Below are 16,142 nucleotides of genomic sequence, written 5' to 3'. Positions count from 1 at the left end.
CATCACACGCTGGCGATCCAGAAGCTCACGGAGCGGGCCACGCAGGTGCCGTCGGCCGCGAACGCAGCCGACGCACCATGGCGCTTCCGACCGTCCCAGTCGGGATCGTGATCGCCCGACCATCCGACGAGCGCGTAGGTGGCGCCCGGTTCGAGCGGCTCGAGCACCTCGACCGCGTACTGCACGGTCAGCGCGAGGCGCGGCTTGCGGGAGTAGCCGACGTACCACGCGGCCGTGCAGTCGAGAGCGGCCCACAGAGCGCCCTCGTCCAACCGGCCGTCGTCGCTGGCCGCCCAGTCGGGGACCCGCCAATCGGTGGCGAAGCGCCCGTGGTGATCGTCGTCGAGCGGGCCCGCGTGGACGCGCATCGAGTCCTGCTGAGTACCGCAGGAGAAGCAGAACGGCACCGGGTGTTCGTCGACGAGCGAGTCGAACCGGGCCCGAGCCTCGGCAGCGTCTTCGATGCTCACCGCGGCCGTGGTCGGGAAGCGGGGCACCCACGGCTCGGCGATCATCACGATCGCCGGCTTCTCACCGCTCTGGTCGGCGAGGAGTCGGCGACCGCCGTCATCGGCCACGACGGTGAGCTCGGTGTCGAGCGGGACCGGGGCCTTGATCGCGAACGTCGCCGGGCCGTCGAGGCGTTCGGCGAATCTCTGGGCGGTCCAGCCTCCCTGCCCGGATCCGGTCGGGCCCTGGAACCACGAGCCGATCGTGATCCGGTGTCGTGTGCTCGTCACTACCTCCGGTCTATCCCGTCCAGGATCGCCGAGGTCAAGCGAAGCCGGTCAACACATCACGTGGAGGCTGAAGCCGTCGGGGTTCGTCATGTCGATCTGTTTGCCGGTGCTGTCGTAGGTCCTGACCCACAACGACCGTCGATCGGTCGGGGTCCGCAACTCGACGGTGATCTCGCCCGGGGTCGGCACGCCGGTCGGGTCGATGCTGTTGCGGGTGGCGAGCCATGCGCAGCGGTCGACGGGGTCGTCGAAGTCGACCTGGTACAAGCCAGCGAGCGAGTGGTGCACCGACCGCACGCCGTTGCCCCGGAGCAACGATGCGGTACCCGGGTCGGCGTCGACCTGCGCGAACCGCATCGACGGCTCGATCTGCTCGACCCGCGTCGAGAGCTCCTGCAGCGAGCTCGCCGTGTAGTAGCCGTTGACGTCGATGATGACGTGAACGTGCCCGGCGAGGTTGAACACCTTGAACCGGCCGCCCGGGGACAGCTCGGTGGTCACGGCGTTGGGTGTCGGCGGCTGACCGGGCACCGGGTTGAGGCTCGACACCTCCGGCCTCGTCTCGTCGTCGGGCCAGATCGTCAGGTGCGTCGGTTCGGTCGCCTCGAACGCAGTCACGTTCATCGACAGGCCCGTCGCGTCGAACGGGATGGTGCAGCGACCGTTCGTCCCGTGGGCCGGCAGCGACTGCGTCACGTTCGGGCCCCAGATGTCGTCCTGGGGTGTGCGTGTGTCGATCAGCCGACACGGTTGCATGGGCACGAACGTCGTGTCGTCGTCGCCGGGCGCGGCCTCGACCCTCCAGGTGTTCATCACCACCGCGGTCGCCACGACCGCGAGGACGACACCGGTGGCGAACCACAGCAAGGACCGCACTCGGATCGTCACCGTCCGCATCACGCACCTCCGCACACGCCGGCCCGGCCCGCTGCCGGGCCCACTTCCACACCTACTCCTCCAGGACCCGGACAACAAGCGTCGACTGCGGCCCGCAGGCGCCGGGGGTGACGGTCACCCGTCACCCCCGTGGCGGCACGATCATGTCGTCCGTCGGTCAAGCGGCCTCGATGAACGTCGCCGGGAACACCGCATCGGTGCTGTGGGGCGCGGTCGCACACTGGACCACGTAGTCGCCCGCGGTGTCGAGCGGCACGAGCAAGAGACCGACGCCCATCCTGATCTTGTAGCCGGGCTCCGCGAATGGAGGTGGTTGTCCCTCGGTGGCGGGATGCGTCGCCGCATACTCGACGACCTCGTCCCAGGTCGTACCGGCCGTGACCCGGCCGACGATGAGCGCCACATCCTCGTCGCCGGCGGTGGCCCCGAGTTCGAAGCGCAGTTGCGTCCCGACGGCAGCCTGGTCGGGGCCGTCGTACGCGCAGGTCTCACCGTCGAACTGCACGCTGACGGGGATCGGCCCTGCGGGCGCCGGTGGTGCGAGGTCGGCGATCGCAGCCTTCGATTCCTCGGTCAGCGCCCATGTCTTGCTCTGGATCTTGCCGTCCTCGACCGTGTACACCTCGGTGGCGATCAGCGGGGCCAGTCCGGCTGCACGGGTCTCGTCCAGCCAGGTCTTGGTCTCGGTCGTGACGAGGTTGCCGTCGACGTCGACCACCTCCACGTCGACCTGGAAGTTCCCCGCCTGCAGCTCCTCGAACCAGCCGGCCAGTTCCGCCCTGCCGACGTAGTGCTCGGCGGGGAAAGCCCCCTCCAATCCTTCGAGCGACACCGTCGCGCCGTCGGCGTAGAAGTCGAGCGCAGCGTCGAGATCGCCGCTGTTCCAGGGCTCCGCCGCGTCGACGACCAACTCACCTGCGTCGGTCTCCGACCCACATGCGACCAGCAGCAACACCGGCGCGCTCAACAGCATCATCGTCCTCTTCATGACTCTGCCTCCCTGCGGGCCCTCGGTGTGCCCCGCAAGCTCACCGGTACCGAACGACCGTGATGAGGTCGTCCGTGCAACGTGAAATCTCCGTCCGGCGCTCCGGTGAGCTGCGCATAATCGAGGTACGACGTTCGTGCGGTCGCACGGAGGGCGGCGCATGGCTCAGCTCTCGATACGCCTGTTCGGACCGATGCAGGTCGACGTGGCCGGCGAACCCGCCGCGTTCGCCACCGACAAGGCGCGCGCGCTCCTCGCATACCTGGCTGTCGAGGCCGACGTGCCCCATCGCCGAGAGGCCCTCGCCGGGCTGCTCTGGGCCGACCAGCCCGAGCGGGCGGCGCGCGCCAACCTGCGGCGAGCACTGGCGGATCTCCGCCGCGCGATCGGCGACACGGTGGCGCAACCTCCGTTCCTCCTGATCACCCGGCAGACGATCGGGTTCAATCTCGGTGCCGATGCCGAAGTGGATGCACGCGACGTCCTCGACGCGATGGGCGGGGAGACCACGGTCGAGCGGCTCGAATCCGTGGCGAGCTGCTACGCCGGAGGCTTCCTCGACGGGTTCTCGATCCCCGACGCCGAAGCCTTCGAGAGCTGGGCGCTCGCCCGACGCGAGCGCTTCGCCCGCGGGGTCTCCTCCATGCTCGGACGTCTCGCCGACCGGTACGAATCGACGGCCGAGTACGACGATGCGCTGGTGCACGCCTGGCACCGCGTGGAGGTGGATCGCTGGGACGAGGGTGCCCATCGGCAGCTGATGCGGCTGCTGGCCCTGAACGGGCAGCGCGGCGCTGCCCTCGCCCAGTTCGAGGCGGTGACCCGCATGCTGTCGGACGACCTCGGCGTCGAGCCGGAGCCGGAGACCCGCCGGCTTCACGAACGGATCCGCAACGGAGAGCAACTCGTCGCTGCAGCGATCGCGCTCCCGATGTCGGCCGAGGCGGCGGGGCGGGAGGTCGGCCCCTGCCCGTACCGCGGGTTGGCGCCGTTCCGGGAATCGGACGCGGCGTTCTTCTGTGGCCGCGAGCGCTTCGTCGACAGCTTGGCCCGCACCGTCGGCGAGCAGCCGGTCACCGTCGTGGTGGGCTCGTCCGGTTCCGGCAAGACATCAGCCGTGTTCGCCGGACTGCTGCCGAGGCTGCGCCAGGATCCCGAGTGGTCGACGCTGGTGCTCCGGCCGGGTTCCCAGCCGTTCCACGTGCTCGCCGGCGAACTGGTCGCGATGCTCGAACCCGACCTGGACGAGACCGCGAGGCTGATCGAATCCCGCACGCTCGCGAGGGCGTTCCGGAGCGGTGATGTCCCCGTCTCCGACGCCGTCGCGCAGGCGCTCGCGCGGCACCGGGATGCGTCGCGGCTGCTGCTGGTGATCGATCAGGCCGAGGAGCTCTACACCCTCGCAACCGAACCGGAGGCGGCGCACCCGTTCGTGGAGTGTCTGCTGGAAGCGGTCGGTTCGTCGACCGGGCCGCACTGCTCGCTCGTCGCGACCCTCCGGGCGGATTTCATGGGTCACGCGCTGGCACAGCGTCGCTTCGCCGACGTGCTGCAGGACCGCGTCCTGATGCTCGGGCCGATGAACCGCGACGAGCTCCGTGCCGCGATCGAGTTGCCGGCCGAGCGTCAGGGCGCAGCGTTCGAGGCCGGCCTCGTCGAGCGGCTGCTGGACGACGTGGCGGATGAGCCGGGTGCGTTGCCGATGCTCGAGTTCGCGCTCACGCTGCTGTGGGAGCATCGCGACGGCGGCATGCTGACCCACGATGCGTACGACGCGATCGGCCGGGTGGAGGGTGCGCTCGCCATCTACGCCGACGAGGTCTTCGATCGGCTGGCGGAGCAGGACCAGGCGCAGGCTCGCTTCATGCTGGAGCAGCTGGTGCGACCCGGTGACGGCACCGAGGACACGCGGCGGGTCGCGACGCTTGCCGAGCTCGGCGAGGACAACGCGAAGCTCGTGCAACACCTCGCCGATGAACGCCTGGTCGTCACCGGGCGTGATGCCCTCGGAGGGGAGACCGTAGAGGTGGTCCACGAGGCGTTGATCCAGCGCTGGGGACGCCTCCGGAGGTGGCTCGACGAGGATCGAACGTTCCGGTCGTGGCAGGAGGGTCTCCGCGCCGCCCGCCGGGCGTGGGACACGAGTGGTCACGACGAGGGTGCGCTGCTACGAGGCGCGCCGCTCTCGCAGGCTGAGACGTGGGTGGCCGAGCGTGGCCGCGAGCTGAGCCGCGACGAGCGCGACTTCGTCGCTGCGAGCGCTGCGGTGCGGGACGGACGCCTCGCCGACGTCGAGCGGCGTCGGCGGTGGACGATGCTGATGCTCGCCGGTGGCCTTGCGATCGCGATCGTGCTGGCGGTGATCGCGCTCACGGCTCGCTCCACGGCGAGGCGGGAGGCCGAGGTCAACCAGAGCCTCGTGCTGGCCTCGGAGGCTGCGGCCGCCGTGCGCAACGGCGAACCCGATCTCGCCGTTGCGCTGGCGCTGGAGGCGATCGCGATCGACGACCCGCCGGCCGAGATCGAGCGCACGCTGTCGATGGTCGCCCAGGCGCCGGGCACACAGGCGGTCCTGACCGGCCACAGCGACCAGGTGCGCGCCGCTGCGGTGAGCCCGGATGCCCGCCTGCTGCTCTCGGGGAGTTGTGGCGAGCTCGACCCGGAGGGCGACTGCGCAACGGGCGAGCTGATCCTGTGGGACGTCGAGGGCGCCTTCGAGGTGCGACGCCTCGACGGCCACACCGGATGGGTCAACGACGTGGCGTTCGGCCCGGACGGCACCACGGCGCTCTCTGCGTCCGGCGACGGCACGCTGATCCTGTGGGACATCGAGACCGGCACGTCGATTCGCCGCTTCTCCGGCCACGATGGAGGCGTCAACGCAGTGGCGTTCGGCCCGAGCGGCGCGACCGCGCTCAGCGGATCGGACGACTCGACCCTGATCCTGTGGGATGTCGGAACCGGCGAGCGCATTCACCGACTGCGAGGCCACGCGGCCGGTGTCACCAGTGTGGCCTGCGTGCCGGGCGATCACCCGGGTGCGATGGCGGTCTCAGCCGCGAACGACACGACCCTGATCCTCTGGGACCTGGACTCGGGCGATCCCATCCGGACCTTCGAGGGTCACGTGGCAGCCGTCGAGGACGTGGCGGTCCACCCCGACGGCGACATGGTGCTGTCGGTCGCCTTCGACCTGTCGCTTCGGGCGTGGAGCCTGGAGACCGGACTCGAGACCGAGCGGCAGGAGTTCGGGGCGCCACCGAAGAGCGTCGCGATCACGCCGGACGGCCGGACCGCCTACGTGACCGTGAAGACCGACCTTCGCGAGTTGGATCTGGCGCGATGGCAGGAGCGGGGACGGTTGAGCGGCCATGGTGGCGAGAGCGACCTGGTGGGTGACATCCATGCCATCGCCGTCGACCCGGCGAGCCAGGTGGCGGTGACGGCGGCTTCGGACCGAACGGTTCGCGTATGGAACCTGGCGGGCCACGTAGCGCCTCGCCGGTTCGACACGACCGGCATGGCGATGGAGGCCATCGCCGTGAGCGATGACGGCCGCCACGTCTACAGCGGCATGGGAACGGGCGACGTCCTCGTCTGGGATGCGAGCGACGGACGTGTCGCAGATCGCCTGGTCGGCGATGGCATCCCGGTCTCACCCGCCTGCCTGGCCGTCGAACCGTCGACCGCCGACGCCACGCGGTCGCGGGTGTTGGCCTGTGCCGAGGACCCGACCGCCGCGAGCGACGCGACCAGCCTGGTCCTGTTCGATCTCGAGACGGGCCGTGAGCTCCACCGATTCGAGGGGCACGTGACGTACGTCAGGGCTGTCGCGTTCACCCCAGACGGGCGCGCGGCGCTCAGCGGATCGCAGAGCCTGCGCGACTTCAACCAGGTGGGGGACCTCATCCTCTGGGATGTCGAGACCGGCGAGGAGATCCGGCGGTTCGACATCGACCACGACGTGACCAACATCGACGTCAGCGCCGACGGCAGCCTGGCGGTCACCGGGTCGGCCAGCCAGTGGGTCGCGATCCTCTGGGACATGGAGACCGGCCAGGAGATCCGCCGCTTCGAGGGGCACGTCGCTCCGGTGCTCAACGTCGCGTTCGGGCCCGGTGACGCATCCCTCCTGACCGCCTCGTACGACGGCACGCTGATGCGCTGGGACATCGAGACGGGGGCGGTGCTCCGCCGGTACGAGGGGCACGGCGATCAGGTGTGGGGACTCGACATCAGCCCCGACGGCCGCTCGTTGATCTCCAGCGCTGCCGATGGCGGCGTCATCGTGTGGGATCTGATGACCGGTGAGGAGCTGCACCGGCTGACCGCGCATCACTCGTACGTGTTCGATGTCGCGTTCGGTCCCGACGGTCAGACCGTGTACTCGGGCGGCTCGGACGGCGAGCTCATCGAGTGGCAGGGCGTCGACACGTCGCTCGACGAGCTCGTGGAGTGGCTGCGCGCCAACCGCTACGTGCGCGAGCTCACCTGCGACGAACGTGAGCAGTACCGGCTCGACATGTCGAGCTGCTCGTCGGTCGTCTGATCAACGGGTGGTCAGCACGGCCACGTTGAGGGGACCGCGGCGCAGCCTCGCGGTGGCCGGCCGGTCCTCGCCGAACAACCGCACCGATGCGTCGGGGTCGGCCTCGAGGTTGGCGAACCACTGGGAGTCCGGTCGGACGGTGCTGACCAGCAGGCGGTCGCCGACCCGGGCGGCGAGCAACGGCACCCTGCGCGGTTGGCCGGAGACGCGGCCGGTGGTCTCGACCACCACGGCCCCCGTGCCGATCGGCAGCGGGTTCGCGAGGCCCCGCTCGACGGCGGGAACGACGAACCGGTTGAGCGTCCGGAACGCTTCCCGGGTCGCGGCCTGTTGGATCTTGTGCACCATCACGCCAGGTACAACGTCGCCGGCCGCCTGGTGATTCCGAGGGCGCCGGCAGTCCGCTGCCGGTAGCGTCGGCATGGATGCGGATCTCCGAGCGGGTCGACAACGCCGTACGGGCGATGGGCGAGCTGGCGGTCGGCGACGGCGGGTCGGTCAAGGCCGACGCGATCGCCACCCGGCAGGACATCTCGCTGAAGTACCTGCTCGACATCCTGCGTGACCTGAAGCGCGCCGAGCTCGTGCGCTCCAAGCGGGGCCCCGACGGGGGTTTCGCCCTCTCGCGACCGGCGGCCGAGATCTCGCTCGCCGACGTGTTCCGCGCCGTCGACGGGCCGCTCGCCGACGTGCACGACGAGAGCCTTCGGGGCCTCGACTACGCACCTCCCGTCGAGGCGCTCCCGCAGGTCTGGATGGCGATCCGGGGCAGCCTGCGCAGGGTGCTCGAGACCGTCACCGTGGCCGACCTGGTCGCCGGGCAGCTGCCGGCACCGGTCGTCGAGCTCGCCACCGAGTACCGCCGATCGACGGAGGAACGCTTTGGTCAGTGACACCGAACGCGCAGCAGCACTGGCGGCGATCGCTGCCGCCTCCGAGCTGTGCGACCGCACGCAGGGCCGCCTCGCAGACGGGCAGACGTTGACGAAGGGTGACGACAGCCCGGTCACCGTCGCCGACTTCGCCGCGCAAGCGGTGGTCGCGATGACGTTGACGCGCGAGCTCGGCGACGTCGACATCGTCGGCGAGGAGCAAGCCGGCGATCTCGAAGGCGATCGTTCGAACACGTTGCGAGACGGCGTCGTCGGCCTCGTGCGTGAGCAGGCGGGCGACGAGATCGCGCCGGCCGACGTGGTCGGGTTCATCGCCGCCGCCGATGCAGACGGCACGTCCGATCGCTACTGGACGCTCGACCCGATCGACGGGACGAAGGGGTTCCTGCGCGGCGATCAGTACGCGATCGCGTTGGCACTCGTCGAACGCGGCGAGGTGATCCTCGGCCTGCTCGGCTGCCCGAACCTGCCGAACGCCGACGGCTCACGGGGCGCCGTCTTCATCGCTGCCGACGGGCACTGCGACGCCTTCTTCGGCGCCTCGCGCGAAGCGGAGCTGGTTCACGTTGCCGAGACCGCCCTCGTGTCGTCGGCACGGTTCTGCGAGTCGGTCGAGTCAGGTCACTCGGACCACGGTCAAGCGGCTCGCATCGCTGAGCTGCTCGGTATCACCTCCGAGCCATACCGCATCGACAGCCAGTGCAAGTACGCAGCCGTCGCACGTGGTGACGCGTCGATCTATCTCCGGCTGCCGACGCGCGCCGACTACCGCGAGAAGATCTGGGACCACGCCGCCGGCAAGTTCGTCGTCGAACAGGCCGGTGGCCGCGTCACCGATGTCGACGGCGAGCCGCTCGACTTCCGGCACGGCCGGCGCCTCGAGCGCAACAGCGGCATCGTGGCGACGAACGGCCGCTTCCACGACGAGGTCGTCGACGCCGTGCGCACCGTCCTCGGCGCCGGGTAGTCCGTCCGGCCCCTGGCTGCGCCGTCATCGTCGGCGACCCCTTCGGGGCAAGTCCAGCAGAAATAGGTTGTATTGTCCGTAATAACGGTGGAGAATACGCAGATTGTTCCCAGGACCACGACGACGGAGCGAGATGACCAGCACGACGAGCACCACATCCACCACCGCCGACGCGGCCACCACGGCCGACGCAACGGCGACGAGGTTGAGCGCCGGGCGCCTCACCCACCTCCAACGCCTCGAGGCCGAGGCGATGCACATCATGCGCGAGGCCGTCGCCGAGTCCGAGCGGCCGGCGATGCTCTACTCGATCGGCAAGGACAGCTCGGTGATGCTGCACCTCGCCCGCAAGGCGTTCTTCCCGTCCAAGCCGCCGTTCCCGCTCGTCCACGTCGACACCACGTGGAAGTTCAGCGAGATGTACAGCTTCCGCGACGAGACGGCCGAGCGGTTGGGCCTCGACCTGGTGGTGCACCAGAACCCCGAGTGCGTCGAACGCGGCATCAACCCCTTCGATCACGGTTCGGCGCTCCACACCGACATGTGGAAGACCGAGGGCCTCAAGCAGGTCATCGATCAGCAACGGTTCGATCTCTGCTTCGGCGGTGCCCGACGCGACGAGGAGAAGTCACGCGCCAAGGAGCGTGTGTTCTCCGTGCGATCGCCGCAACATCAGTGGGACCCGAAGCGCCAGCGGCCCGAGCTCTGGCAGGTGTACAACGTGCGCCGCAGCCCGGGTGAGACGCTGCGCGTGTTCCCGCTGTCGAACTGGACCGAGCTCGACGTGTGGCAGTACGTGCACCTCGAGCAGATCCCGATCGTGCCGCTGTACTTCTCGGCGCCGCGCCCGGTGGTCGACCGCGACGGCGTGCTGATCATGGTCGACGACGACCGCATGCCACTCGATCCCGGTGAGGAGCCGATGATCAAGAACGTGCGCTTCCGCACGCTCGGGTGCTATCCGCTGTCGGGCGCGATCGAGAGCGATGCCGACACGCTGACCGGGATCATCCAGGAGATGCTGCTGGCCACGACCTCCGAGCGGCAGGGCCGGGTGATCGACTTCGACGGCGCAGCCTCGATGGAGAAGAAGAAGCAGGAGGGCTACTTCTGATGTGTCACCACTGGTGTCAGACACAACTCGCGACACAGTTCGCGATGGGGCTGGGAGGTCGCTGATGGCGCACGCATCCGAGCTCATCGCCGACGACATCGATGCCTACCTGACGTCGCACCAGTACAAGTCGCTGCTCCGCTTCATCACCTGTGGCAGCGTCGACGACGGCAAGAGCACGCTGATCGGGCGCCTCCTGTACGAGTCACATCTCGTGTTCGAGGACCATCTCGCGGCGCTCGAAGCCGATTCGGCGAAGGTCGGCACCCAGGGCGGCGACCTCGACTTCGCGCTCCTGCTCGACGGCCTGTCGGCCGAGCGCGAGCAGGGCATCACGATCGACGTCGCCTACCGGTTCTTCTCGACCGAGCGACGCAAGTTCATCGTGGCCGACACACCGGGCCACGAGCAGTACACGCGCAACATGGTGACGGGGGCGTCGACGGCCGACGTCGCGGTGATCCTCGTCGACGCACGCAAGGGCGTCCTGACCCAGACCCGCCGGCACAGCTACCTCGTCTCGCTGCTCGGCATCAAGCGCGTCGTGGTCGCCGTCAACAAGATGGACCTCATGGAGTACTCCCACGAGATCTTCGATGCGATCGAGACCGAGTACCGCGACTTCGCCCGGCGGATCGGCCTCAGCGACGTGACGTTCATCCCGATCTCGGCGCTGCGGGGCGACAACGTCGTCGAGCCGAGCAGCCGCACCCACTGGTACCACGGGCCGACGTTGATGGGCTTCCTCGAGACCGTGCCCGTCGATGACGAGGCGGCCTCCGGTCCGTTCCGGATGCCGGTCCAGTGGGTCAACCGTCCGAGTCACGAGTTCCGCGGCTTCTCCGGTCGCGTCGTCGGCGGCATGGTCCGCCCGGGCGACCCGGTTCGGGTCCTGCCGGCCGGCACCACCAGCACCGTCGAGCGGATCGTCACGATGGACGGCGATCTCGACGTCGCTGAGGCCGGCCAGTCGGTCACCCTGACCCTCGCCGACGAGGTCGACGCCAGCCGGGGTGACGTGATCTGCGCCGGCGAGGCACCTGCCGAGGTGGCCGATCAGTTCGAGGCCCACGTCGTGTGGATGCACGAGGACGAGATGCTGCCCGGCAGGCCCTACACGATGAAGATCGGCACCCGCACGGTCGGCGTGACGATCGGGCCTCCGAAGCACCGCATCGACGTCAACAACCTCGATCACCTCGCCGCCAACACGCTCGGCCTCAACGAGATCGGCGTGTGCAACCTGAGCCTCGACCGTGCGATCCCGTTCGACCCGTACGTCGCCAACCGTGACATGGGCGGCTTCGTCATCGTCGACCGGCTGACGCAGAACACCGTCGGTGCGGGTCTGCTCCACTTCGCCCTCCGCCGTGCGCACAACATCCACTGGCAAGAGGTGCAGGTCGACAAGGACGCCAGGGCGCAGCTGGCCGCGCACCGGCCCGGCGTCGTCTGGTTCACCGGGCTGTCGGGTTCGGGCAAGTCGACGATCGCCAACATCGTCGAGTCGAAGCTGTACGCCGCGGGCGTGCGGACCTACCTGCTCGACGGTGACAACGTTCGCCACGGTCTCAACCGCGACCTCGGCTTCACCGACGCCGACCGGGTGGAGAACATCCGCCGCATCGCCGAGGTGTCGGGTCTGATGGTCGACGCCGGCATGGTGGTGCTCGTGTCGTTCATCTCGCCGTTCCGGGCCGAGCGTCGCCTCGCCCGCGACCGGGTCGAGGCCGGCGAGTTCGTCGAGGTGTTCGTCGACACGCCGCTCGACGTCGCCGAGTTCCGTGACCCGAAGGGCCTCTACGCCAAGGCGCGCGCCGGCGAGCTGGCGAACTTCACCGGCATCGACTCGCCCTACGAACCACCCGAGGCGCCCGAGGTGCACGTCGACACGACGACGATGTCGGCCGAGGAGGCAGCCGATCGAGTGATCGACGTGCTGCGCGAGCACGGCATCGTCGGCTAGACGATCCGGCTCCGCGACCGGCGGAACCCGGCGGTCCGGCGGCCCGGCGCTCATCGCTGCGCCTCGCGATCGCGGATCGATGGGTCGCGGGTGACGACCACGGCCTCCAGCCGGCTGCGGACGCCGAGCTTGGTGAGGATCCGCGAGACGTGGGTCTTCACGGTCTCGGGCCCGATGTGGAGCCGCTCGCCGATCTCGGCATTCGACCGGCCCGCGCTCAGCTCGCCGAGCACTTCACGTTCCCGCCGGGTGAGCAGATCGGGGCGGTAGGTCGGATCGGCGAGGCTCACACCAGGTCTGTCGCCGCGGGCACGTCGCCCGGTTCACGCTCCAGTGGGGCCGGGTGACCGGCCCCACTGATGCGAGATGACGGCTCGCCGGTCCTGCTTGGCCGGCCCTGCTTGGCCGGTCCGGTCGGCGTCCATGCGTCTCGGGTGATCGGCGACCGATCGCGTCGCGCAGCTGGAGCGGGCGAGCGTCGAAGCGGCGCAGGGGAGCGGCTGGGCCGCGAGCCGAAGCCCGATCTATGCGACGCCGACCATCCAGGCGATCGTGTACTCGCCGATCTCGTCGACGGACTGGAACAGGAACGCGCCGTTGACGAGCTCATGTGCGAAGCAGATGCTGTCGGGTTGATCGGGTACCTGGCCGATGAACACCGGGCTGCCCCAGTCGTCCTCGACCACCACGCCGGCGCACAGCGGTACCGGGGTGTCGTCGATCTGCGCCCAGAGCTCCGCGTACACGAGGTCCTCGTGGTGCAGGTACTCGTAGTGGAAGCCGAACAGGGCCTCGGTCTCGAACTCGCCGTTGAGGTCGATCTCGCCGTACAGCGTGACCGACCCCTCGTGGCGGGCCTCGGCCGTCGACGAGATGTCGGGCGGCGCGTCGTCGGCCGCAGCGGTGCCGACGCCGACGCCGGCGGCGAGCGTGACGGCGGCGGCCAGCGCAACGAGTGAGCGGGTGATGGGTGTTCCCATGGTTCTCTCCTTCGGGATGGGGGACACCCCGATGGTGCAGATCACGGTCGACGCATTCGTCCCCCGTTCGGGTGATTCGCGAGCAGCCCGGTCGATCGGCGGTAGCCGAGGTGGGTCGGGCCGGAGGGCTCGCAGCGTCGAAGCGGTCGCGGAGGCGGCGAGCTCGGTCAGGTGCAGCCGGACCGTCGTATCGCGTCCACGCGCTGTTCAGGTCGAGCAGGCGAGGAGTGCGCCAGCTCGCCGTGAGAACCGGTTCGCCCGCAGCTCCGGCAGGCGAGGGCTACTCGTGCCGAGCCCGTGCGTTGCCCGATGAGATGGCCCGGTCAGACGTCAGCGCCCTTGGCGGCGATCGGTGTCATCGTGATGATCTCGGGTCGGCCGCCGAGCAGGCCGGCGAACGCACCCATCGCCGCCCGCATCCGGTCGCCCGTGCCGTGTGCGTCGCGGGCCGCCTCGTCCGCATAGATCTCGTAGAAGTAGTAGACGCCGGGCTCGTCGTCGACGGCGTTGGCGGCATACACCTCCAGCCCGGGCTCCTCGTCGGCGGCCTCGACGACGCTGCGCATCGCGTCCTCCAGCTCGGCCTGCTTCCCCTCGGCGGCGGTCAACTTGGCGATCAACGAGATCTTCGACATGCCGCGGACGGTACCGCCGGCGCGGCTCGGTGTCCGATCCGGACGAACGCTGCTCGGGTGGTCCGCCGGGCTAACGCTGCTCGACGTCGACCTCGACGACGACCGGTTCGTGTTCGGCGAACCGGAGCTCGATCCCGAACGTGTCACCCGCCTCGAGCGGACCGGTGAGACCGAGGCACATCACGTGCAGCGCTGTCGGCGCCATCACCAGGCTGCCGCCGGCCGGCACCGCGAGCCGGTCCTCGCCGGCGTCGGTCATCGATGCCACCCCGTCGTCGTCGATCGTCGTCAGATGCGGGTGCATCGCCATGCAGCGATCCGAGACGCTGCCGACGAAGCGATCGTCGGGGGCGTCGCGATTCTCGATCGTCAGGTAGATGGCCGCTTCGTCGGAACCCGGCGGGGTCGGTCGCGTCCACACGTCGCGGACGACGAACCCGCCCACCTCGGCGGCGATCTCGCCGTCGCGTGCGGTCGGTGCGTCGGAGCTCGAGCCGCACGCCCCGCTCGCGAGCGCAGCGGCGAGCAGCATCGTCGGCCGTCGCCGGCCGGGGTGCATCAGAGCAGGGCCTCCAGGTCCGCCGCGAGCGCGTCGACGTCGAGCACGGCCGGCCACACGATCCGGAGGTGGCCCTCGGTGTCGATGCCCATCAGCGTGGCGGTGTGGTCGACGGTGTATCCGCCGCCGCCTGTGTCCTCGCCGCGGGCGAAGAAGACCCCGTACGTCGACGCCACCCGCTCGATGTCTGTGATCGCGCCGGTGGCGCCACGGAACGATGGGTCGAACGCCCGCACGTAGTCGCCGAGCGCTGCGCGCTCGTCGCGGACCGGGTCGACCGAGACCATCATCACGTGCACCCGTTCAGGGTCGTCGACCTGGTCGATGGCTCGGGCCACCTGCGACAACGTGGTCGGGCAGACGTCGGGGCAGTAGGTGTACCCGAAGTAGACGAGGACGACGTCGCCGTCGAATGCGCCGAGGTCGACCGCCGTTCCGTCCGACCAGACGAGGCCGTCCATCGACGGCGCAGCGGCGGGCGCCTGCATGATCGTGCCCGAGTAGAGGTGGGGTCGGAACAGCTCGAGCGCTGCCCACGCGAGGACGACCACCAGCACGGGCGCGCCGAGCAGCAGCGCCACGGTGCGTCGGCGTCGGCGTCGGCGCGGTCGTGCCCGGGCGTCGACGGCCGCGCCGTCGGCCTCGAGCGGTGGCGTCGTCGCGTTCCGGGCGTCGGGGCGGGTGTCGTGGAGCGTCATCGGGGCCTCATGGGTAGCACTGGAAGACGTGGGCGGCGTCGTAGGCGAACGAGCCGATCCCGTGATCGTTGCGGAGCTCGCTGCCGAGGATGCCGATGTGGCGGACCAGCTTGTCGGCGTCGTCGGCGAGCGTCTGGTAGCGGTACTCGCCGCGCACCATTCCCCACCCGTCGACGATCGCGTAGCTGGGAGCGAAGTCGTCCGGGTCGGTGCCGCGGCGGAACCCCAGGCCGACGACGTTCTCGATCTGCGATGCCGAACCCGACAGCCACGTCCACGCCTCGCCGCGGCCGGCGGACCGCTCGGCGGCGGCCGCGAGGCTCGCGGGCGAGGCGTCGGGGTCGAGCGCGATCGTGACCATCCGGAAGCCGGCGTCGCCGAGATCGACCTCGCGGGGGACGCGATCGCGGACCAGGCGCATCGTCTCGTCGACGGCGTCGCATTCGCTGCCGCAGTCGAGGGGCACGAACGTGTACACGGTGATCGAACCCCGCCCGTCCTCGCTGGTGACCGTCGAACCGGTCGCATCGGCGAAGGCGTAGCCCGGTGCGAGCCGGATCCGGGGAAGCACCTGGATCGGCTGCAGGACGGCGAACGCCATACCGCCGATGGCGATCAGCACCATCACCGCGGCAATCACCTTCGCCCATCGCGGAATGCGCCACTCCTCGGTACCGTCGACGCCGTGGCCGACACCCCGATCGCCGACGGGACTCCCGAGACCAACCCCGAGAGCTCGAGCATCTGGCGGCGCCTCGCTGTGCCCGTCGTCCTGCTCGTCGCGCTGAGCGCCGGCGGACTCGCGATGTGCGGGTTGCCCGGCGACAGCCTCGACGACGGCGAGGGGATCGCCGGCATCTACGTCGTCAACGGCGTCGACCCCGGCGGCGTCGAGTACTCGGGCACCGTCACGATCGTGCCGCTCGGCGGGGACGACTTCGACGTGCAGTGGATCGTGACCGGGACGATCCAGCGTGGGACCGGCCTGCTGCGCGGCGATCGGTTCTCGGTCGAGTGGGAGACGGTGACCGCCGCCCGCGGCGACTCGTCCGGCAGCGCCGAGTACACCGTCGGCACCGACGGCGTGCTGCGAGGAACCCGTACGGTCGACGGTGTCGCCGAGTCCGGCACCGAGGAGATCTTCCCCGAACCCTGA

The 16,142-nt window shown here is 69.8% G+C and carries 15 protein-coding genes and 1 pseudogene; 6 read left to right on the top strand and 10 right to left on the bottom strand.

Going from position 1 to position 16,142, the window contains the following annotated elements; all coding sequences use genetic code 11:
• Nucleotides 1-2 precede the first annotated feature (2 nt).
• The 3 genes from QNJ12_RS02300 to QNJ12_RS02290 all read right to left on the bottom strand — a co-directional run bounded on the left by QNJ12_RS02300 (nt 3) and on the right by QNJ12_RS02290 (nt 2,625).
• Nucleotides 3-740, bottom strand: a complete 738-nt coding sequence (locus tag QNJ12_RS02300) for a hypothetical protein (RefSeq protein ID WP_300618326.1) — start codon at nt 738-740, stop codon at nt 3-5.
• A gap of 48 nt (nt 741-788) precedes the next feature.
• Nucleotides 789-1,628 carry a hypothetical protein gene (locus QNJ12_RS02295; protein ID WP_300618324.1) on the bottom strand — a complete coding sequence of 280 codons (840 nt, stop codon included), beginning with the start codon at nt 1,626-1,628 and terminating at the stop codon, nt 789-791.
• A gap of 166 nt (nt 1,629-1,794) precedes the next feature.
• Nucleotides 1,795-2,625 (bottom strand): nuclear transport factor 2 family protein, encoded by an 831-nt coding sequence (locus QNJ12_RS02290; protein ID WP_300618322.1) that lies wholly within the window; start codon nt 2,623-2,625, stop codon nt 1,795-1,797.
• A 160-nt stretch (nt 2,626-2,785) separates the two neighbouring features.
• Between QNJ12_RS02290 and QNJ12_RS02285 the strand changes: the two genes are divergently transcribed.
• Complete coding sequence (locus QNJ12_RS02285; protein ID WP_300618320.1) at nt 2,786-7,174, top strand: BTAD domain-containing putative transcriptional regulator; 4,389 nt, start codon at nt 2,786-2,788, stop codon at nt 7,172-7,174.
• Here the strand turns inward: QNJ12_RS02285 and QNJ12_RS02280 are convergent, their stop codons facing one another.
• On the bottom strand, nt 7,175-7,522 hold the full coding sequence (locus QNJ12_RS02280) for a nitroreductase/quinone reductase family protein (protein ID WP_300618413.1): 348 nt from the start codon (nt 7,520-7,522) through the stop codon (nt 7,175-7,177).
• Between the two features lie 77 nt (nt 7,523-7,599).
• Between QNJ12_RS02280 and QNJ12_RS02275 the strand changes: the two genes are divergently transcribed.
• The 4 genes from QNJ12_RS02275 to cysN all read left to right on the top strand — a co-directional run bounded on the left by QNJ12_RS02275 (nt 7,600) and on the right by cysN (nt 12,114).
• A complete protein-coding gene (locus QNJ12_RS02275; RefSeq protein WP_300618318.1) occupies nt 7,600-8,067 on the top strand; it encodes an Rrf2 family transcriptional regulator in 468 nt (155 codons plus the stop codon).
• Entirely contained in the window at nt 8,057-9,034 is a 978-nt protein-coding gene (locus tag QNJ12_RS02270; RefSeq protein WP_300618316.1) for a 3'(2'),5'-bisphosphate nucleotidase, read from the top strand. Before QNJ12_RS02275 ends, QNJ12_RS02270 begins: the two co-directional genes overlap by 11 nt.
• A gap of 133 nt (nt 9,035-9,167) precedes the next feature.
• Complete coding sequence (gene cysD / locus QNJ12_RS02265; RefSeq protein WP_300618314.1) at nt 9,168-10,148, top strand: sulfate adenylyltransferase subunit CysD; 981 nt, start codon at nt 9,168-9,170, stop codon at nt 10,146-10,148.
• A gap of 64 nt (nt 10,149-10,212) precedes the next feature.
• Entirely contained in the window at nt 10,213-12,114 is a 1,902-nt protein-coding gene (gene cysN / locus QNJ12_RS02260; RefSeq protein WP_300618312.1) for a sulfate adenylyltransferase subunit CysN, read from the top strand.
• 50 nt (nt 12,115-12,164) lie between these two features.
• On the opposite strand, the pseudogene QNJ12_RS02255 reads toward cysN, so the two are convergent.
• The 6 genes and pseudogenes from QNJ12_RS02255 to QNJ12_RS02230 form a co-directional block, all read right to left on the bottom strand.
• A pseudogene (locus QNJ12_RS02255) lies at nt 12,165-12,368 on the bottom strand (response regulator transcription factor); the annotation flags it as partial.
• A 270-nt stretch (nt 12,369-12,638) separates the two neighbouring features.
• On the bottom strand, nt 12,639-13,094 hold the full coding sequence (locus QNJ12_RS02250; RefSeq protein WP_300618308.1) for a hypothetical protein: 456 nt from the start codon (nt 13,092-13,094) through the stop codon (nt 12,639-12,641).
• A 323-nt stretch (nt 13,095-13,417) separates the two neighbouring features.
• Nucleotides 13,418-13,729 carry a putative quinol monooxygenase gene (locus QNJ12_RS02245; RefSeq protein ID WP_300618306.1) on the bottom strand — a complete coding sequence of 104 codons (312 nt, stop codon included), beginning with the start codon at nt 13,727-13,729 and terminating at the stop codon, nt 13,418-13,420.
• 70 nt (nt 13,730-13,799) lie between these two features.
• Nucleotides 13,800-14,288 (bottom strand): copper chaperone PCu(A)C, encoded by a 489-nt coding sequence (locus QNJ12_RS02240; protein WP_300618304.1) that lies wholly within the window; start codon nt 14,286-14,288, stop codon nt 13,800-13,802.
• A complete protein-coding gene (locus QNJ12_RS02235; RefSeq protein ID WP_300618302.1) occupies nt 14,288-14,986 on the bottom strand; it encodes an SCO family protein in 699 nt (232 codons plus the stop codon). The genes QNJ12_RS02240 and QNJ12_RS02235 overlap by 1 nt, the downstream gene beginning before the upstream one ends.
• A gap of 7 nt (nt 14,987-14,993) precedes the next feature.
• Entirely contained in the window at nt 14,994-15,614 is a 621-nt protein-coding gene (locus QNJ12_RS02230; RefSeq protein WP_300618300.1) for an SCO family protein, read from the bottom strand.
• 57 nt (nt 15,615-15,671) lie between these two features.
• Between QNJ12_RS02230 and QNJ12_RS02225 the strand changes: the two genes are divergently transcribed.
• Nucleotides 15,672-16,142: a hypothetical protein gene (locus tag QNJ12_RS02225; RefSeq protein WP_300618297.1), complete on the top strand. Its 471-nt coding sequence runs from the start codon at nt 15,672-15,674 to the stop codon at nt 16,140-16,142.

This window comes from Ilumatobacter sp., from assembly GCF_030065885.1.
Lineage (GTDB): Bacteria > Actinomycetota > Acidimicrobiia > Acidimicrobiales > Ilumatobacteraceae > Ilumatobacter.
Note: the sequence above shows the minus strand (reverse complement) of the source record. Positions and strands in the feature narration are given on the sequence as shown.